At 69.0% G+C, this 17720-nt stretch carries 13 protein-coding genes; 12 read left to right on the forward strand and 1 reads right to left on the reverse strand.

Features of this window, described 5'->3' with window-relative positions:
• The first annotated feature begins 248 nt into the window (after positions 1 to 248).
• The 3 genes from EV644_RS19480 (at position 249) to EV644_RS19490 (ending at position 7140) form a co-directional block, all read left to right on the forward strand.
• A complete protein-coding gene (locus EV644_RS19480; protein WP_158292877.1) occupies positions 249 to 2099 on the forward strand; it encodes a S8/S53 family peptidase in 1851 nt (616 codons plus the stop codon).
• A gap of 213 nt (positions 2100 to 2312) precedes the next feature.
• Positions 2313 to 3275 (forward strand): LLM class F420-dependent oxidoreductase, encoded by a 963-nt coding sequence (locus EV644_RS19485; RefSeq protein WP_132189706.1) that lies wholly within the window; start codon positions 2313 to 2315, stop codon positions 3273 to 3275.
• Between the two features lie 187 nt (positions 3276 to 3462).
• The gene (locus EV644_RS19490; protein ID WP_132189707.1) at positions 3463 to 7140 is read left to right on the forward strand and encodes a S8 family serine peptidase; all 3678 of its coding nucleotides are present in this window, start codon (positions 3463 to 3465) and stop codon (positions 7138 to 7140) included.
• A gap of 123 nt (positions 7141 to 7263) precedes the next feature.
• Here EV644_RS19490 and EV644_RS19495 read toward each other — a convergent pair whose 3' ends face one another.
• Positions 7264 to 8628 carry a lytic transglycosylase domain-containing protein gene (locus EV644_RS19495; protein ID WP_132189708.1) on the reverse strand — a complete coding sequence of 455 codons (1365 nt, stop codon included), beginning with the start codon at positions 8626 to 8628 and terminating at the stop codon, positions 7264 to 7266.
• A 270-nt stretch (positions 8629 to 8898) separates the two neighbouring features.
• Between EV644_RS19495 and hemL the strand changes: the two genes are divergently transcribed.
• The 9 genes from hemL (at position 8899) to EV644_RS19540 (ending at position 17651) form a co-directional block, all read left to right on the forward strand.
• A complete protein-coding gene (gene hemL, locus EV644_RS19500) occupies positions 8899 to 10233 on the forward strand; it encodes a glutamate-1-semialdehyde 2,1-aminomutase (RefSeq protein ID WP_132189709.1) in 1335 nt (444 codons plus the stop codon).
• A gap of 13 nt (positions 10234 to 10246) precedes the next feature.
• Positions 10247 to 10897, forward strand: coding sequence for a histidine phosphatase family protein (locus EV644_RS19505; protein WP_132189710.1), 651 nt, complete (start codon positions 10247 to 10249; stop codon positions 10895 to 10897).
• A complete protein-coding gene (locus EV644_RS19510) occupies positions 10897 to 11529 on the forward strand; it encodes a TlpA family protein disulfide reductase (RefSeq protein ID WP_132189711.1) in 633 nt (210 codons plus the stop codon). The genes EV644_RS19505 and EV644_RS19510 overlap by 1 nt, the downstream gene beginning before the upstream one ends.
• 17 nt (positions 11530 to 11546) lie before the next feature.
• Positions 11547 to 12290, forward strand: coding sequence for a cytochrome c biogenesis CcdA family protein (locus EV644_RS19515; protein WP_132189712.1), 744 nt, complete (start codon positions 11547 to 11549; stop codon positions 12288 to 12290).
• 1 nt (position 12291) lies between these two features.
• Entirely contained in the window at positions 12292 to 13887 is a 1596-nt protein-coding gene (gene resB, locus EV644_RS19520) for a cytochrome c biogenesis protein ResB (RefSeq protein ID WP_132189713.1), read from the forward strand.
• On the forward strand, positions 13884 to 14897 hold the full coding sequence (gene ccsB, locus EV644_RS19525; protein WP_132189714.1) for a c-type cytochrome biogenesis protein CcsB: 1014 nt from the start codon (positions 13884 to 13886) through the stop codon (positions 14895 to 14897). The genes resB and ccsB overlap by 4 nt, the downstream gene beginning before the upstream one ends.
• 2 nt (positions 14898 to 14899) lie before the next feature.
• Positions 14900 to 15151, forward strand: a complete 252-nt coding sequence (locus EV644_RS19530; protein ID WP_132189715.1) for a DUF4229 domain-containing protein — start codon at positions 14900 to 14902, stop codon at positions 15149 to 15151.
• Positions 15152 to 15392: 241 nt separating this feature from the next.
• Complete coding sequence (locus tag EV644_RS19535) at positions 15393 to 16016, forward strand: TetR/AcrR family transcriptional regulator (RefSeq protein ID WP_132189716.1); 624 nt, start codon at positions 15393 to 15395, stop codon at positions 16014 to 16016.
• Between the two features lie 63 nt (positions 16017 to 16079).
• On the forward strand, positions 16080 to 17651 hold the full coding sequence (locus tag EV644_RS19540) for an MFS transporter (protein WP_132189717.1): 1572 nt from the start codon (positions 16080 to 16082) through the stop codon (positions 17649 to 17651).
• Positions 17652 to 17720 lie beyond the last annotated feature (69 nt).

Genomic DNA, 17720 nt, shown 5'->3' on the forward strand with positions numbered 1-17720 from the left:
GGAGATCAGCGGTACTGCGGCGTCGAACAGCTGGTCGAACTTGGTCGGCTGGATGGTCGTTCCCCTCTCCGGTGACAGCGGGTACGACGCCGTCCCGGCGCGGCGGGTTCGGAGTGGGGCGGGTAACGGTGGTTGGGTGTGCAGCGATGGGGGTTGTGGGGGGAATGCCGACGCCCACAGAGCCGTCTCCCCGTCGGCCGATGCCCGTCGGTGTTGGTCCGCCGGAATGCGCCAGGCTTGGAGGAACTGTGAGAAAGCTGCCCTACCTGCTCACCAGTGTTGTACTGATAGTCCCGGTGCTGGTCGCCACCGCGGTCCCAACCGCGTCGGCCGGGCCCACCGTGGCCGCCGCACCGTCTGCCCCGTCCAAGATCCCCACTCTGCTGCGTGACAGCGCCAACCTGGCCGCCGCGGCCGCCAAGGCGAAAACCAGCCAGGCCGACCCGAAGGCTCGTTCGCTCGGCATCGACAGCAGCGGTCGTATCGGCGTCCAGCTGTACGCCGCTGCGCCCGTGACCGCGCAGCAGGAGGCCACCCTCGCCTCGCTCGGGGTGTCCGTGCTGAAGAACACCGCCGACTTCAAGCCGGTGCCCGGTGCCGAACTGCCGGCGACCGGCCTGGTGTCGACCACGATCCCGTACGACAAGCTCGACGCGGTCGCGGCACTCGGCTGGGTGACCGCCCTTCGACCGTCGCTGCGGCCGGCTGTGGACGTAGGTCCCATCACCGCCGAGGGAGTCCAGCTCCACAAGGCCGATGCCGCACAGGCACGCGGTCTGACCGGGCGTGGTCAGAAGATCGGCGCGATCTCCGGCGACGTCGACCACCTCGCCGAGTCCGTCGCCCAGGGCGAGCTACCCGCCAACGTCCAGGTACTGCGCCAGGCGGAGTACGTCGATGACGAGGGCACCGCGATGCTCGAGATCATCCACGACCTGGCCCCGCAGGCGAAGCTCGCTTACGCCAGCACCCGCGACACCACGGCGGAGTACGTCGAGGCGTTCCACGAGCTGGCCGCCGCGGGCGTCACGATGATCGCCGAGGACATCGCGCTGGACGACGACCCCGTGTTCCAGCAGGGCATCGGCGCCGCCACGGCCGAGGGTCTCGCCAAGCACGGCATCTGGGTCAGCTCGTCGGCCGGAAACCTCGGCAACCGGCACGCGCCGCGGGTCACCGCGACCGGGACCGGCAGTGGGCCGGACGGTGCCGTCGGACCCTTCACCGGCTGCCCGAACGCGCCCGACAACGTGGTGAAGCTGCGCGGCGCGGACACGACGTACGACCTCAACCTGCTCCCGGGTGCGGCGATCCTGCCGACGCTGCAGTGGAGCGAGCCGCGAGCGGTGTTCCCGACCGCGGGCCAGGGTGGATTCACCGACCTCAACCTGTACCTGGTGGACGCCACCGGAACCCGGTGCCTCGCGTCGAGCACCGCTGTCCAGGCGGACGGCGTGGGCGACACCATCGAGCAGTTCATCTACCAGAACACCACCGGGGTGGCGCAACCCGCCAAGCTCGTCGTCGACGTCCAGGGCACTTCGTCGGCCCGGAAGGCGCCGATCCTCGACCTGCGCTGGCGCGCGCTGTCGGCCGGCGTACAGACGATCGACCCGCCGGAACGCGCCGGATCGATGAACCCGGACTCGAACTACCTGGGCTTCGCGACCAGTGCCGGCGCCGTCAACGCCAGCCTGTCCGTCGACCCGGCGACGATCGCGCTCGAGCCGTTCAGCGCGGCCGGGCCGACCCAGATCGTCACGACCACCCGCTGCCCGGGTGGAATGCCCGGTCCGTGCCGGGGTGTCTCGGGCCCGCTGTCGCGGAGCTTCCCGGCGCCGTACTGGGTCGCGGCTGACGGAGTCTCGGTCAGTGGCGTCGGTCCGTTCGGATCCGGCACCTGCCCGACCGCGGTACAGGGCCAATGCCGCTTCTTCGGTACGTCGGCCTCGGCGCCCACCGCCGCCGGTGTAGCCGCGCTCACCAGGCAAGAGTTCGGCGGCCACATCCACCCGGTGGCTCTGAACGCGATCCTCGCCGCCCGTTCCGTCGACCGCCCCGGAGCCGCCTTCGGCGCCGGCGTCCTCTCCGCCCGCTGATTCGAGGCGAGTGCTCGCTCATTCGTGGATTCCGGTTGTCGGCAGAATCGGTTTCCGCCGTACGGGATCCACGAATGAGTGATCGCTCACCGCGAAGGTGCCGGCGCGGTACGGCGTGGGTGGGGGATTAAGAAGGTGGAGTGGGGGAATTGAGAAGGGATTCAGTGGACGGGGTGCTGGACCGGTTCAGGGGGCGGCCGGTTGGATGGGGGTATGACTACACGCTTCGGTTTGTTCGTGCCGCAGGGCTGGAAGATGGACCTCGCCGGGTTCAGTGACCCCGTCGAGCAGTGGGAGGCGATGACGGACGTCGCCAAGAAGGCTGACGAGGGGTCCTGGGACTCGATCTGGTTGTTCGACCACTTCCACACCGTGCCGGAGCCGAGCACGGAGAGCACCTTCGAGTGCTGGACCACCACCGCGGCGCTGGCGCGGGACACCAAGCGGGTGAACATCGGCCAGATGGTCGGCTGCAACGGCTACCGCAACCCCGCGCTGTACGCCAAGATCGCCTCCACCGTCGACGTGGCCAGCCACGGCCGCCTGTACGCCGGGATCGGCGCCGGGTGGTACGAGCACGAGTGGAAGGCCTACGGCTACGAGTGGCCGGAGCTGAAGGACCGGATGGGCGCGTTCCGCGAGGCCACCGAGATCATCTACAAGATGTGGACCGAGGACGAGCCGGTCTTCAAGGGCAAGTACTACTCGATCGACAAGCCGATCAACGAGCCGAAGGGGGTCCGCAAGCCGCACCCGAGCCTGTGGATCGGCGGCGGCGGCCCGAACGTCACGCTGAAACTGGTCGCCAAGTACGGCGACGCGGCGAACATCGGCGGCGGCAACCCCGAGGTGATCAAGGAGAAGGCGGCCATCCTCAAGGGCCACTGCGAGACGATCGGGCGCGACTACGACGAGATCATCAAGTCGACCGGGATCAACGCGTTCCCGATCGACAAGGGCGACGACCCGAAGAAGGCGACCGCGAAGGCGCTCGGGCCGATGAACTGGGAGAAGTTCAGCAACGACAACCTGATCGGCACCGAGGACGAGATCGCGGACAAGGTGGAGGCCGCCCTCGAGGCCGGCGCCGACTACGTCATCTTCTACGTCCCCGGCGTCGCCTACGACCTCGACCTGGTCACCCGCGTCGAGCAGGTAGCCAAGCGCTTCGCCTGACCCTCGGCGAGAACCTGTTGCCCGGGCCGGCTGATCCGGGTCGGGGCAACGGCACTGTCCGCAGCTCGTGACCGGAACCGGTCATGGCGAGTGTCCGCCAGCGGGATCGGTGGACCGTGGCCGGAGGCAACTGCCAGTGTCGGCAGCGATGGCCTCGCGCCCGTCGGGGCATCGGAAGGTGCCCCTGATGAGACCGTCACGCCCTGCCGCCAGGTTGATCTCGGCTGTGACGGTCGGCGCCCTGCTGGCGTCGACCGTCGCCGCGGCCTTCGCGGCGAACCCCTCCGCTGGTGGTGCCGACAACGGCACAGGCACCACCAGCTCTGCCCGGGCCACCCCGGGTGCCAGCACGCACCGCATCACGCTCGTCACCGGTGATGTCGCCGAGCTGACCGTGACCGCCGCCGGGCAGAGGTCAGCCCGGTTGGTGGACGGCGGCAACTACTACCTCGGCGACTTCGACGACGAACTCACCTTGGTCCCCGTCGCGGCGTACCCGATGCTGGTCGAGGGCCGGCTGGACCGCCGCCTCTTCAACCTGACCCAACTGGTTGCGCAGGGCTACGACGACGCGAGTACTCCGAACCTCCCGATGCTGCTCACGGCCTCAGCCACCACACGCAGTGCTCCACCAGCTCCGGCCGCCGCCACCCCACGCCTCACCCTGGCCAGCGTCGGCACGACCGCGGTGACCGTGCAGAAGTCCCGCGCAAAGGAGTTCTGGAACGGCGTCAAAGGCAACAACCTCCGGAGCAACGTCGGCAAGATCTGGCTCGACGGCCGCACCCGAGCCACGCTGGACCACTCGACGAAACAGATCGGTGCCCAAGCCGCCTGGCAGGCCGGGTACGACGGTCGCGGCGTCAAGGTGGCCGTGCTCGACACCGGCTACGACCAGAACCACCCGGACCTGAAGAAGCAGGTCGTCGAGTCCCAGAGCTTCGTCCCCGACCAGGCGGTCCAGGACGAACACGGTCACGGCACTCACACCGCGTCGATCGTCGCGGGTCTCGGTACTGCGTCCGCCGGCCAGCGCAAGGGAGTCGCCCCGGGCGCACAACTGCTGATCGGCAAGGTTCTCGACAACAGCGGCAGCGGCCTCGACTCGGAGGCCATCGCGGGCATGGAGTGGGCGGTCCAGCAGGGCGCCAAGGTGATCAGCATGAGCCTCGGCGGCCTGCCATCCGACGGCACCGACCCGATGAGTGAGGCGGTCGACCGCCTCTCCGCATCCAGCGACGCCCTCTTCGTTGTTGCCGCCGGCAACTCCGGGATGGAGGAGACCGTCGGTACTCCGGGCGCGGCCGAGGCGGCCCTGACTGTCGGCGCGGTGGATCGCGATGACAGGCTCGCGGCGTTCTCGAGCCGTGGACCGCGGCTCGGAGACGGCGCGCTGAAGCCCGAGGTGACCGCGCCCGGCGTCGAGATCGTCGCCGCCCGGGCGGCCGGCACCGAGCAGGGTCATGAGGTTGGTGAGTACTACACCGCATTGAGCGGCACCTCGATGGCCACACCTCACGTGGCCGGCGCGGCCGCCATCCTCGCGCAGCGGCACCCCGAATGGACAGGCGAACAACTGAAGTCCGCGCTGGCGGCAACCGCCGTTCCGGGCAAGGGCGCGACACCCGTCCAGCAGGGTCTCGGCCGGATCGACATCCAGAAGGCGCTCGACCCGAAGGTCCTGCCGGACACCGCGAATCTCTTCTTCGGTGACACCTCCTGGACCGGCTCCGCGCCCAAGCCGGTAGCCCGCAAGGTTGCCTACCAGAACAACTCCCGCTCGGTGGTGACACTGGACCTCAGCGTCGACGCGAAGTCGCCGGGCGGCGTGCACCCGGCGCTGCGAGTCAGTCCGGCCAGACTCACCATCGCCCCGGGCGGCAGCGCGTCGGTCACGGTCACCCTCGACCTGGCGAAGACCCAGCCGGCCAAGTACTCCGGCGAACTAGTCGCCCGCGACCGCGGTACGGCGTACCGGACCGGGCTCGGGTTCGCGGCGGGCGGCCGGCTGAACCAGGTGACCGTGAAGGCGATCGACCGCGACGGGAGGCCGGCGGCACCGACGGCGTTCGGCTTCAGCGGGGTGCAGTTGTGGAACCTCGACACCGGTGACGTGAACGCGGTCATCTTCGACGAGAACGGCAGCCGCACTCTCGACGTGCCGACCGGACGCTACAGCGTGATGACGTTCGTGATGGGCGGCGACGAGATCGGCTGGACGGACTCGCTCGCCCTGCTCGGTGATCCGGAGGCCCGGGTGACGGCAGATCGCACCTTCACCTTCGACGCGCGCAAGGCGAACAAGGTCACCGTCAAGACCCCGCAGCGCGCTGACACCAAGTCCGTGGGCATCGCCTGGCACCGCAAGGCCGGCGATCGGGACGCAGTCTCTGGCTGGGGATTCGGCCGTGAGATCGCCGACCAGGTCTACGTGCAGGACTTCGGTAAGGTGGCCGACGGCAACTTCCAGGTGGTTCAGCGCTGGGATCTTGCCCAGCCGAGGTTCACCGCCGACGTCTCCGGCCCCGGCGGCTTCCGTCTCCCGACACTGGACGAAGGCTCCTTCCGAACCACCTACGTCGGCAACGAGAAGCTCGCCCTGGTCAACGGGGGTGACGGCACCCCCGCGGAGCTCCAAGCAGCGAGGGGCAAGATCGTGCTGATCCGCTGGCGTGACCCTGACCAGACGCTCGCGCAGATCCAGGCCGCCAAGGATGCCGGCGCGAAGGTGGTCTTCCTCTACAACGAGCAGCCGGGCTTCTGGAGTGACGGCGCCGACATCGGCATCCCTGTCTACTTGCTCCGCGCGGCGCAGGGAGCCACCCTGCTCAAGCTCCTGAAGCAGCGTGAGGTGACCCTGCAGTTGGCTGGTCTGCTGGACAGCACCTACAGGTATGACCTGGCCATCGGCCCGTCGGTCGTGAAGGGCCCGCTGACCTACGACTTCGCCCGGCTGCGACCTGCGGCTGTGACCACGAAGTACAACCGCAACGACGCCTGGTTCAGTCACATCGATCAGCGCACGGCCCACCTTCCTGGGCTGGCCACGGGTCTGAGCTCCACCCGCACGGTCAACGGACCGGTCGTCCGCACCGACTACCTCGCGAGCGACGTCGGAGGAGTCACCTGGGATGAGAAGACCGCGGCAGGGGAGTGGAACGAGTCCGGCTTCGAGTACAGCCTCGGCCGCAGCTACCGGCCGAACGAGAAGGTCACCCGCGACTGGTGGGACTCGATCGCACGGCCGGCGATCCCGGACGCCGGTGGCAACGAGGCCGACGGACTCCCCGCAGCGCGGTTCGAGAACGCCCTACGCGTGGCGATCCCGCAGTACGTGAACGGCGATCGCAGCATCTACGGCTGGAGTGACGCGCGCGGCGACCAGACCTCGCTGACGCTGAGCAGCAACGGCAAAACCCTGGGCAGCAAGGACTGGTCGGTGGCCCAGTTCCCGGTGCCCGCGAAGACGGCGTGGTACGACCTCACCCTGGACGTGAAGCGCGCCGACGACACCTGGGCGACAACCTCGACCGCGACGCACACCCAGTGGCACTTCGTCTCCGGTACTGCGAAGTCGCGCGCGGTCCTTCCGCTGGTCCAGGTGGACTACAAGCTCACCGGGAACACGCTGGAGCTGAGGCCCGGATACCAGCCCGGTGTCCGCGGCGTCGGCTGGTTCCGCACCGAGGCCGAGTTGTCCTCGGACGGCGGTAAGACCTGGAAGCCGTTGGCCCTCAGGGGATTCGGCCGGCTGACGGCCAGGATCCCGGCGGCCAAGGGCGACGTGACGCTGCGAGTGATGGCGAAGGACCGCGCCGGCAACAGCATCACCCAGACGATCGAGAAGCCTTGGGCGACAAACTGAAGATCCTTCAAGTAAGCGCTTGACCAGAGCAACGGCGACGCCACGAAGCCGGGGGGAGAGGCTCCGTGGCGTCGCCAGCGGCGCGCCAAGGGAGGGGTGGGGGCAGGCGCGCCGGTCTTGTGCTCAGTTCCCGAGCAGACCTCCCCCGAGAACTCCGAGCAGACCCAGGACGGACAGCAGGTTCCGGATCACCTGGTCGACCGCGGCGGTGCCACCGGTCTGGAAGGCGGTCACGCACTTCTGCAGCTGGTCCTGGGTCGGGTGGGTGATGGTGACCTTCTTCAGCTCCGCCTGGCAGTAGGTCGACGCCTTGCTGAGCTCGGTCACGGTGCTGCCGACGGCGCCGACGATCAGGCCCGCGGCTGTCTGCAGGGTCGCGAGGCCGGGCTTCGGCGGAGTCGTCGGCGGCTTGCTGGTCGGCGGCTTCGAGGTGGGCGGCTGGTTCGTGCCCGGCTCGGTCGGGTTGGTCGTCGGCTTCGACGTCGGCGGCCGCTTGGTCGGGTCCGAGCCCGGCTTGCCGCTGCCCTGCTCGACCGGCTGCGGGGTCGGCCTGGCCTGGCCCGGGTAGGTGGGCAGGTCGACGGCCTGCGGCAGGTTGTTGTCCGCGGGGGCGTCGACGTCCGGGTCGCCGATCTGGTCGCCGGCCCGGTCCACGCCCTGGCCGTCGCTCTCGGTCCCGTTGCCGACGGCGATCCAGCTGCCGCCCGCGTAGGCCTTCGCGATGCTGACCACCAGGTCGACGTACGACTGGGAGTGGTTGTAGCGCAGGACGGCCTGGTTCAGGTCGCTCGCCTTGCTCAGGTTCGTCTTGCCGGAGCACAGGTAGACGGCGGTCGACATCGCCGCGTCGTCGATGTCCTGCGGGTTCCGGACGCCGTCGCCGTCGCCGTCGACACCCATCGAGCGCCAGGTGCCGGGGATGAACTGCATCGGGCCGACCGCGCGGTCGAAGGCGGAGTCGCCGTCGAACCTGCCCGCGTCGGTGTCGGTGACCCGGGCCGTGCTGGAGCCGTCGAGCCGTGGGCCGTAGATGCCCGGCACGGCGACGCCGTCGCTGTTCAGCGCGTTACCGCCGAAGCGGCCGTGGTTCGACTCCACCGGCCCGATCGCGGCCACCAGCGTCCAGGGGAGCTGGCAGGCCGCGTCGACCTCGGCGAGCACCTGCTGGGCTTGCGAGTAGGCCGTCAGTGCCGCGTTCGGGATGCCGTTGCGGGACAGTCCGGAGATTACCTGGGTCGGCTGCTCGCCCGGGTCGACGCCGTGGCCGACCACGCCGGGCACCGGCACGTTGGCCGGGTCCGCGATCGGGTCATTCGCCACGACGACCCGGTTCTTCCCGGACAGCCCCTGCTCCAGCGCCGCTGTCGCGACGGCCGGATCGTCCGTGGCGCTGACGGTGAATGCGCTCGCGAACAACGCCAGCGGAACGAGCGGCGCCACCTGACGCCACCCACTGCCGCTCAGGGCGCGACGCTTGCCCTTCGCCATCGATGATCCCCTCCGTGACTCATCGACCTGCCCCGCCCCACACTGCGGACACGTCTTGTCTTCGGTCCCGGCAACCGTCGTCTCTGATGGTCTAACGGCTGGTCCGTGCGTGGGTTACGGAGCGGCGCTGACAGTGCTCGGGCGGTCACCGGGAACCCATACTGGCGCGTAACAACGGACCTGTGAACCCCCTGGACGCTCCTGACCGACCGGATCGCGCGACGAGAGCAGTGGTCCCCGCCCACCTGGCGCTGTGGTCTGTCGGGGAGAATGGCGGCCGTGTCCGACCACACCGAACTTTCCGCCAGCCTGTTCGCCCGCGCCTCCGCCGTCACCCCGGGTGGGGTGAATTCCCCGGTCCGCGCCTTCCGCGCGGTGGGTGGCACTCCGCGCTTCATGGCGTCAGGTGACGGATGTCACATCACTGATGTCGACGGCAACACCTATCTCGACCTGGTCTGCTCCTGGGGACCGATGTTGCTGGGCCACGCCCACCCCGAGGTGACGGCCGCCGTCCAGGCCGCGGTCAGCCGCGGTACGTCGTACGGGACTCCGACGCAGGCCGAGGTGGAGCTGGGGGAGGAGATCGTCGCCCGGACCCCGGTGGAGAAGGTGCGGCTGGTGTCGTCCGGCACCGAGGCCACCATGTCCGCGCTGCGGCTGGCCCGCGGCGCGACCGGCCGGGCCAAGATCGTGAAGTTCGCCGGCTGCTACCACGGCCACGTGGACGCGCTCCTCGCGCAGGCGGGCTCCGGCGTGATCACCCTCGGCATCCCCGGCACTCCGGGCGTCACCGAGGCCACCACCGCCGACACGATCGTGCTGCCGTACAACGACCAGGCCGCGGTGACGGAGGCGTTCGCGCAGTACGGCGACCAGATCGCGGCGGTGATCACCGAGGCCTCGCCGGGCAACATGGGCGTGGTTCCGCCGGTGGACAACTTCAACGCCTTCCTGGCCAGGACGTGCAAGGAGAACGGCGCGCTGTTCATCTCCGACGAGGTGATGACCGGGTTCCGGATCACCAGGTCCGGCTGGTACGGCGTCGACGGGGTGAAGCCGGATCTGATGACCTTCGGCAAGGTGATGGGCGGCGGCTTCCCGGCGGCGGCGTTCGGCGGCCGGGCCGACCTGATGTCCCACCTGGCCCCGGAAGGCTCGGTCTACCAGGCGGGCACGCTGTCGGGGAACCCGATCGCCACCACGGCGGGGCTGACCACGCTGCGGCTGGCGACGGACGAGGTCTATGCCCGCCTCGACCAGACCTCGGCGACGATCCAGCGGCTGGTCGCGACGGCACTGGAGAAGGAAGGTGTGCCCTATGTCATCCAGGCCGCCGGGAACCTCTTCAGCGTCTTCTTCGTGGAGTCCTCGGAGGCTCCGGTGACAGGAGCACAGCAGATCCGGGACTTCGCGGGGGCGAGCGCCCAGGTGCTGCCCAGGTTCGCCGCGTTCTTCCATGCCATGCTGGACGCTGGCGTCTACCTGCCGCCGAGTGCCTTCGAAGCCTGGTTCGTGAGCGCCGCCATTGACGACGACGCGCTGGCCAAGCTCGAGACCGCACTGGCCACCGCTGCTCGCGCGGCAGCGGCTGTCGAGAACTGAAGGGATCGGCTCGGTGACCGAAACGACGGTCGTGCACCTGATGCGTCACGGCGAGGTGTACAACCCGACCGGTGTGCTCTACGGCCGGATCCCCGACTACCACCTGTCCGAGCTCGGCCGGAAGATGGCCGAGCGGGTGGCCGAGCACGTGGCCGGGCGAGACATCGTGCACCTGGTCAGCTCGCCGCTGGAGCGGGCCCAGGAGACGATGGAGCCGATCGCCGCCACCTTCGGCCTGACGCCCGCCGTCGACGAGCGGGTGATCGAGGCGGCGAACCTGTTCGAGGGCAAGAAGTTCGGCGTCGGCGACGGCGCGCTGCGCAACCCGAGCGCCTGGTGGTTGCTGCGCAACCCGGTCAAGCCGTCCTGGGGTGAGCCGTACCAGCAGATCGTCCGGCGGATGCGGGACGCGATCGAGACCGCCCGGCAGAAGGCCGCCGGGCACGAGGCGCTGATCGTGTCCCACCAGTTGCCGATCTGGATCGTCCGGAGCGCCATCGAGGGCCGCCGGCTGCCGCACGACCCGCGCAAGCGGCAGTGCAGCCTGGCCAGCCTGACCTCGTTCACCTTCCACGGTGAGTCGATCGTGTCGGTCGGCTACGCCGAACCCGCCAAGGACCTGCTGCCGGTGAAGAACCCGAAGAAGTTCGTGGGCGGCGCGTGATGCTGTCCCGCTCTCGGTCCCGCCGCGCCCAGTTCCGTCGTACCCAGTTCCGTCGTACCCAGTTCCGTCGTACTCCGCTCCTGGCCGCCGCGGTGCTGCTCGCCGCGACGGCCTGCAGCTCCGGGCAGCAGGCGAGTGAGAACCGCGACGGCCAGACCGGGTTCGTCAGTGACTCCGGCCGGGTCTCGACATTCGCGGCGGACCAGCGCAAGCCGGCTCCGGTGCTGGCGGGGCAGACCCTGGACGGCAAGGAGTGGAAGCTCGCGGACCAGCGCGGCAAGGTCGTGGTGATGAACGTCTGGGGTTCCTGGTGCCCGCCGTGCCGGGCCGAGGCGCCCGACCTGGTCGCCGCGTCGAAGGAGCTGGGTTCGTCGGTGCAGTTCATCGGGCTGAACACCCGCGACCTGGACCAGGCGCCGGCCCGGAAGTTCGTCGAGGCGTTCGGCGTCACCTTCCCGAGCATCTTCGACCCCAACGGCAAGCAGTTGCTGAACTTCCGGGGTCAGATCAACCCGTCCGCGATCCCGAGCACGCTGGTGATCGACAAGGACGGCAAGGTGGCGGCGCGGGTGCTGGGTCCCGTGACCAAGCAGACCCTGCTCGGCATGGTGAACGATGCAGCCGCTGGTTGACCAAAGGATCCAGCACAGTGGGTGAGTGGTTCGCCCAGTCGATGACGGGCTCGATGCTGGTGGCACTGCCGATCGCGGTGCTCGCCGGTGCGATCTCGTTCTTCTCGCCGTGCGTGGTGCCGCTGCTGCCCGGTTACCTCTCCTATGTGACCGGGCTGTCCGCCGCCGAGCTGGGGTCGGAACGCCGCGGCCGGATGGTGGCCGGCACCGGCCTGTTCGTCGCGGGATTCTCCGCCGTCTTCATCCTCACAGGCGTGCTGTTCGGTGCCGTCGGCAACGCGCTGCTCGACCACCAGACCCTGATCACCAAGATCCTCGGTGGTGCGACGATCGTGCTCGGGCTCGTCTTCCTGGGTGGGTTCGGTTTCCTGCAGCGCGATCTGCGGGTGCACCGGGTGCCGGCCGTCGGAATCGCGGCCGCGCCGCTGCTCGGCGTACTGTTCGGCTTTGGCTGGACTCCCTGCATCGGGCCGACCCTCGGTACCGTGATGACGCTGGCGGCGACCGAGGGCAGTACGGCGCGAGGTGCGGCGCTGGCACTGGTGTTCAGCCTCGGGCTGGGCATCCCGTTCATCGTGGCGGCGCTCGCGTTCCGCCGGATGCTCGGCGCCGTCGCCTGGGTGCGCAAGCACCAGTTGATGGTGATCCGGATCGGCGGCGTGCTGATGATCGTCGTGGGGCTACTGCTGTTGACAGGGGTATGGGATTCGATGACCGCCGATCTCAGGCAATGGGTCGCCAACTTCGGGTCGGCGGTGTGAGATGACGGACGTCAAGGACCGGATCGAGACGCCGACGCCACCGCCGGACCTGCCGAAGCTGGGGCTGATCGGCTGGTTGCGCTGGACCTGGCGGCAGCTGACCTCGATGAAGACGGCCCTGGTGCTGCTCTTCCTGCTCGCGCTCGGGGCGGTGCCGGGTTCGCTGATCCCGCAGACCGCGATCGACCCGGTGAAGGTGTCGGACTTCTTCGAGGCGCACCCGAAGCTCGGTCCCTTCTACGACAAGCTCGGGCTCTTCGACGTCTACAAGTCGGCCTGGTTCTCAGCGATCTACCTGCTGCTGTTCATCTCGCTGATCGGCTGCGTGGTGCCCCGGCTGCAGGTCTACCTGAAGGCCCTGCGAGCCCGGCCGCCGAAACCGCCGCGCAACCTGAACCGCCTGCCCGGGTACCAGCAGTTCGAGCCGGGGGTCGACGACGACGTACTGGACCTGGCCGCCAAGGAGCTGCGCCGCCGTCGCTTCCGGGTCGAGTCGTACGACGGTGCGATCGCCGCCGAGCGCGGGTATCTGCGCGAAGCCGGCAACCTGCTCTTCCACTTCTCCCTGATCCTGGCGCTGATCGGGGCCGCGTGGGGTGCGCTGTTCGGGTACCGCGGTACCGTGCTGGTTGTCGTTGGCAACGGATTCTCGAACTCGGTGGCGCAGTACGACGACTTCAGCCCGGGCCGGATCTTCACGCCGGACGACCTGCCGCCGTTCTCGCTGACGGTGAAGGACTTCACCGCGAAGTTCCAGACCGACGGCCCGCAGCGTGGCGCCGCCCGCGAGTTCAACGCGGACATCACCTACCAGGAGACGCCGGACTCGCCGGAGAAGTCGTACGACCTGCGGGTCAACCACCCGCTGCAGGTGGACGGCAGCAACGTGCACCTGCTCGGCCACGGGTACGCGCCGCGGGTGACCGTGCGTGATGGCAAGGGGCAGGTCGCGTTCTCCGGGCCGGCGCCGTTCCTGCCGCAGGACAGCAACTTCTCCTCGTTCGGCGTGATCAAGGCTCCGGACGCGCGGCCCGAGCAGCTCGGCTTCGAGGGCTTCTTCCTGCCCACCGCGGTGATCGACCAGCGCGGCCCGATCTCGGTCTTCCCCGACTCGCTGAACCCGGCGCTGGTGATGACCGCGTACTACGGCCGCCCGTCGCAGGAGACCGGCAAGCCGCAGTCGGTGTACCAGCTGGACAAGACCAAGCTGACCCAGTTCGACAACGGCAGCGGGGACAAGCTGCGGTTCCAGCTCGCCCCGGGCCAGAGCATCACCCTGCCGGACGGCCGGGGCTCGCTGACCTTCGACTCGTACGACCGCTGGGTGAAGCTGCAGATCAGCCACACCCCCGGCCTGGACCTCGCGCTGGCCGGGATCCTGCTGGCCATCCTCGGCCTGATGGGCTCGCTGTTCATCCACCCGCGGCGTACCTGGGTGCGGGTCCGGACGCAGGACGGGCGTACCGTGGTCGAGGTGGCCGGCCTCGACCGGGGACCCGAGCGCGGCCTCGGTGACGAGCTCCAGGCCATCGCACAAGCTTTGCAGCACCCTGAATCCAAGAAGCCGGACGAACCGACGAAGCAGGAGCAGCCATGAGCCCGGAGGCCTTCGCGCACGTCTCCAACCTGGTCATCCCGACTGCCACGGTGATCTATGCGCTGGCGATGATGTCGCACGCGCTCGAGTGGGCGATGGGCCGCGGCGTCACGGCGACCGCCGCCGCGGAGCAGCCGGCCGAGGTACTGGTGGCTTCGAGCGCCGCCGGCACGCAGGACGTCGCAGTACCTGCTGCTGGCGGCGCTACTGCTGCTGCGGGATCTTTTACGGGTGAAGGTGGGTCGGCGCGGGCCGAGGCGGCCAGCCGGATCGGGCTGATGCTCACCTGGCTCGCGTTCGTGCTGCACCTGACCGGCGTCGTCACCCGCGGTCTCGCGGCTGGTCGGGTGCCGTGGGGCAACATGTACGAGTTCTCCATCACGGCCTCCCTGGCGGTCGCGGCGGTCTACCTGCTCTTCGTGCACCGCTACAAGCTGCAGTGGCTCGGCCTGGGCGTCACCCTGGTGGTCGCCGCCGTGCTCGGCCTGGCGACGCTGGCGCTCTACACCCCGGCCGGACCGCTGGTGCCGGCGCTGCACTCGTACTGGCTCGTCATCCACGTGTCTGCCGCGGCGATCTCCGGCGGTGCGTTCACCATCGGCGCGCTGGTCTCGATCCTCTACCTGGTCAAGTCCCGCGCCGAGCGGCGGGTCCTTGCCGGCGGCACCATGTCCGCGTCGCTGAAGCGGCTCCCGAGCGCCGAGGCGATGGACGGTACGGCGTACAAGGTGCTGGCGTTCGCCTTCCCGCTCTGGACCTTCGGCGTCCTGGTGGCCGGGCCGATCTGGGCCGAGTACGCCTGGGGCCGCTACTGGGGCTGGGACCCCAAGGAGGTCTGGTCGCTGGTCACCTGGGTCGTGTACGCCGCGTACCTGCACGCGCGGGCGACCGCGGGCTGGCGGGGACGCCGGGCGGCCACGATCGCGATCGTCGGCTGGTTCGTCTTCATCTTCAACTTCGTGGGCGTGAACCTGCTGGTGTCGGGCCTGCACTCCTACGCCGGGGTCTGACCATGAAGGAATTCGCCATCTACACCGGCCTGCGGCTGGCGTTGTTCGCGGCCTGTTTCGCGGTGCTGTGGTTCGCGCTGAACAACTGGCTGACCCTCTTCCCGCTGCTGCTGGTCGCGCTGATCGTGTCGTCGATCCTGTCGATCTTCGTCCTGCGCGCCGCCCGCGACCGGCTGGCCGGCACCATCGAGCAACGCGCCGGCCGGATCAGCGAGCGGATCGAGCAGTCCCGTCGCGCCGAGGACGACGACTGAGTACTGCGCTCCACCGGACCTCCGAAGGCACCTGCTCCTCGAGCGGGTGCCTTCGTCGTTCGAGCTGAGCCTGCAAAGTCCATACCAGCGCCCAACTGGTACAGAGAGTGACCTAGGCCACTGCGGGATTTCTCTGAAAATCGTTTGTGCAAGCCTTCATGTGAGTCGTACTGTGGTTGATGAAACGAAACCGTTTCGTTCTATCAGCTACCAAGTACTAACTCAGGGTGATCAGCGAACCATGACAGATGTTGCCACCGGTGCCACCGAGACCGGACCGCGCCAGCGGCCGCGGGTGGAAGGCGGGCGCGAGGGGGAGATCCTCGACGCGACCGTCGAGGTCGTCGCCGAGCTCGGCTACGACCGGTTGACCATGGACGCGGTGGCGACGGCCGCCAAGGCCAGCAAGGCGACGCTGTACCGGCGCTGGTCCACCAAGGCGGAACTGGTGGTGGATGCGATCAGCCGCGCGAAGGGCTGTCCGGTGCCCGACGACGTCGACACCGGCTCGCTGCGGGGCGACCTGATCTCGCTGTCCTGTGAGGACGGCGGCTTCACCTCCGAGATGCCGATGTCGGTGATCGCCGGCCTGCTGACCGCGCTGCACCGCGACGCGGACCTGCAGCGGGCGTTCCGGGAGCGCTTCCTCGCCCCCCGGATCGATGTGGTGAACCGGATCTACGCCCGCGCCGTACGGCGTGGCGAGATCGCTGCCGACGTGGACATCGAGCTGCTCTCGACGACGCTGCCCGCCGTGATCATCCACCACGCCTTCATCCTCGGGATCGAGCCGACCGACGAGCTGATCCTGCGGGTGATCGACAACGTGATTCTGCCTGCGGCGCGGGGGTCGCAGGCGCGCTGACCGGTGTGAGGCCTCAGTCAGCGACCAAACAAGCCAGCAATACGCAAGAGGGGATAGTCCAGCATGTCCGAAGACGTCATCAAGGCCGATCCGCCGGACCCGCGGCGGGTCGACGGGGCGGCCGACTCAGGAGCCGAACCGTCGGCCCACGGTCACCGCAACCTCGGCATCGCGCTCGCGCTGATCAGCATGGCGCAGCTGATGGTGGTACTCGACGGAACCATCGTCAACATCGCGTTGCCGCACATCCAGACCGACCTCGGCTTCACCAACGCCTCGCTGCCGTGGGTGGTCAACGCCTACGCGCTGGCCTTCGGCGGCCTGCTGCTGCTCGGTGGCCGGATGGGGGACATCCTCGGCCGCCGCAAGGTGTTCATCTTCGGTGTCGTGCTGTTCGGCGTCGCCTCCTTCCTGGGCGGTATCGCGCAGAGCGAGACGATGCTGCTCGCCAGCCGGATCCTGCAGGGTGTCGGGGCCGCGGCGGCCTCGCCGAACGCGCTCGCCCTGATCACCACCACCTTCCCGGCCGGCAAGGAGCGCAACCGCGCGATGGGCGTGTACGCCGCGATGTCGGGTGCGGGTGCCGCCGTCGGTCTGATCCTGGGGGGCGCGCTGACCGAGGCGTCCTGGCGCTGGACCTTCTTCATCAACACCCCGATCGGCCTGATCGTGGCCGTGCTGGCGCTCCGTTACCTCGGTGAGTCGGCCCGCCAGACCGGCAAGTTCGACCTGCCGGGCGCGATCACCGGAACCGTCGGTCTGACCTCGCTGGTCTACGGTCTGACCCACGCCGCGCAGAGCAGCTGGAGCGACGCCACCACGGTCGCGTTCATCGCGGCCGGGGTGGTCCTGATCGCGGTCTTCCTCACCATCGAGGCCCGCTCGCGGCACGCGCTGATGCCGTTCCGGATCCTCGCCAACCGCACCCGCGGGGTCAGCTTCTTCGTGATGCTGATCGTCGGCGCCGCGCTGTTCTCGATGTTCTACTTCCTGGGCATCTTCATCCAGAACGTGATGGGCTACAGCGCGCTGAAGACGGGCTTCGCCTTCCTGCCGTTCAGCTTCGGCATCGTGGTCGCCGCGCAGGTCGCGTCGGCGCTGATCGCCCGGCTCGACCCCCGTTGGATCGCCGGCGCCGGGACGTTGCTGGCCGCGGGCGGCATGTTCGGCTTCAGCCAGCTGGAGGTGGACTCGACCTACCTCACCCACGTGCTGCCGTACATCCTGCTGCTGTCCTTCGGCATGGGCCTGCTCTTCGTGCCGCTCACCTTGACCGCGGTCAGCGGTGTCGCCAACGAGGACTCGGGCGTCGGCTCCGCAGTATTGAACACGGTGCAGCAGATCGGTGGTGCGATCGGCCTGGCGCTGCTCGGCACGGTCTCCACCACCGCGATCAAGGACAAGTTCACCGAGCTCGCACCGGGGATCGCCAAGGCCGCACAGTCCGGCAGCTCGCCTGACCAGGTGAAGCAGTTGCAGGCACAGGCGGAAGGGATCGCCACCACGCACGGCTTCACGGTCGCGTTCATGGTGTCGGCCTTCCTATTCCTGGGCGCCGCGGTGGTCACCCTGGTCGGCCTGTCGGTCAAGCACGCCGACCTGGCCAACGACGGCCAGCCGGTCCACGTCGGCTGACCCACCCCACACACGAGGGGCCGCATCCCGGGAGGGGGAATGCGGCCCCTCGTCCTGTACTACGCCCAC

Origin of the sequence: Kribbella orskensis (assembly GCF_004342085.1) — a bacterium.
In the GTDB taxonomy this organism is placed as follows: domain Bacteria; phylum Actinomycetota; class Actinomycetes; order Propionibacteriales; family Kribbellaceae; genus Kribbella; species Kribbella orskensis.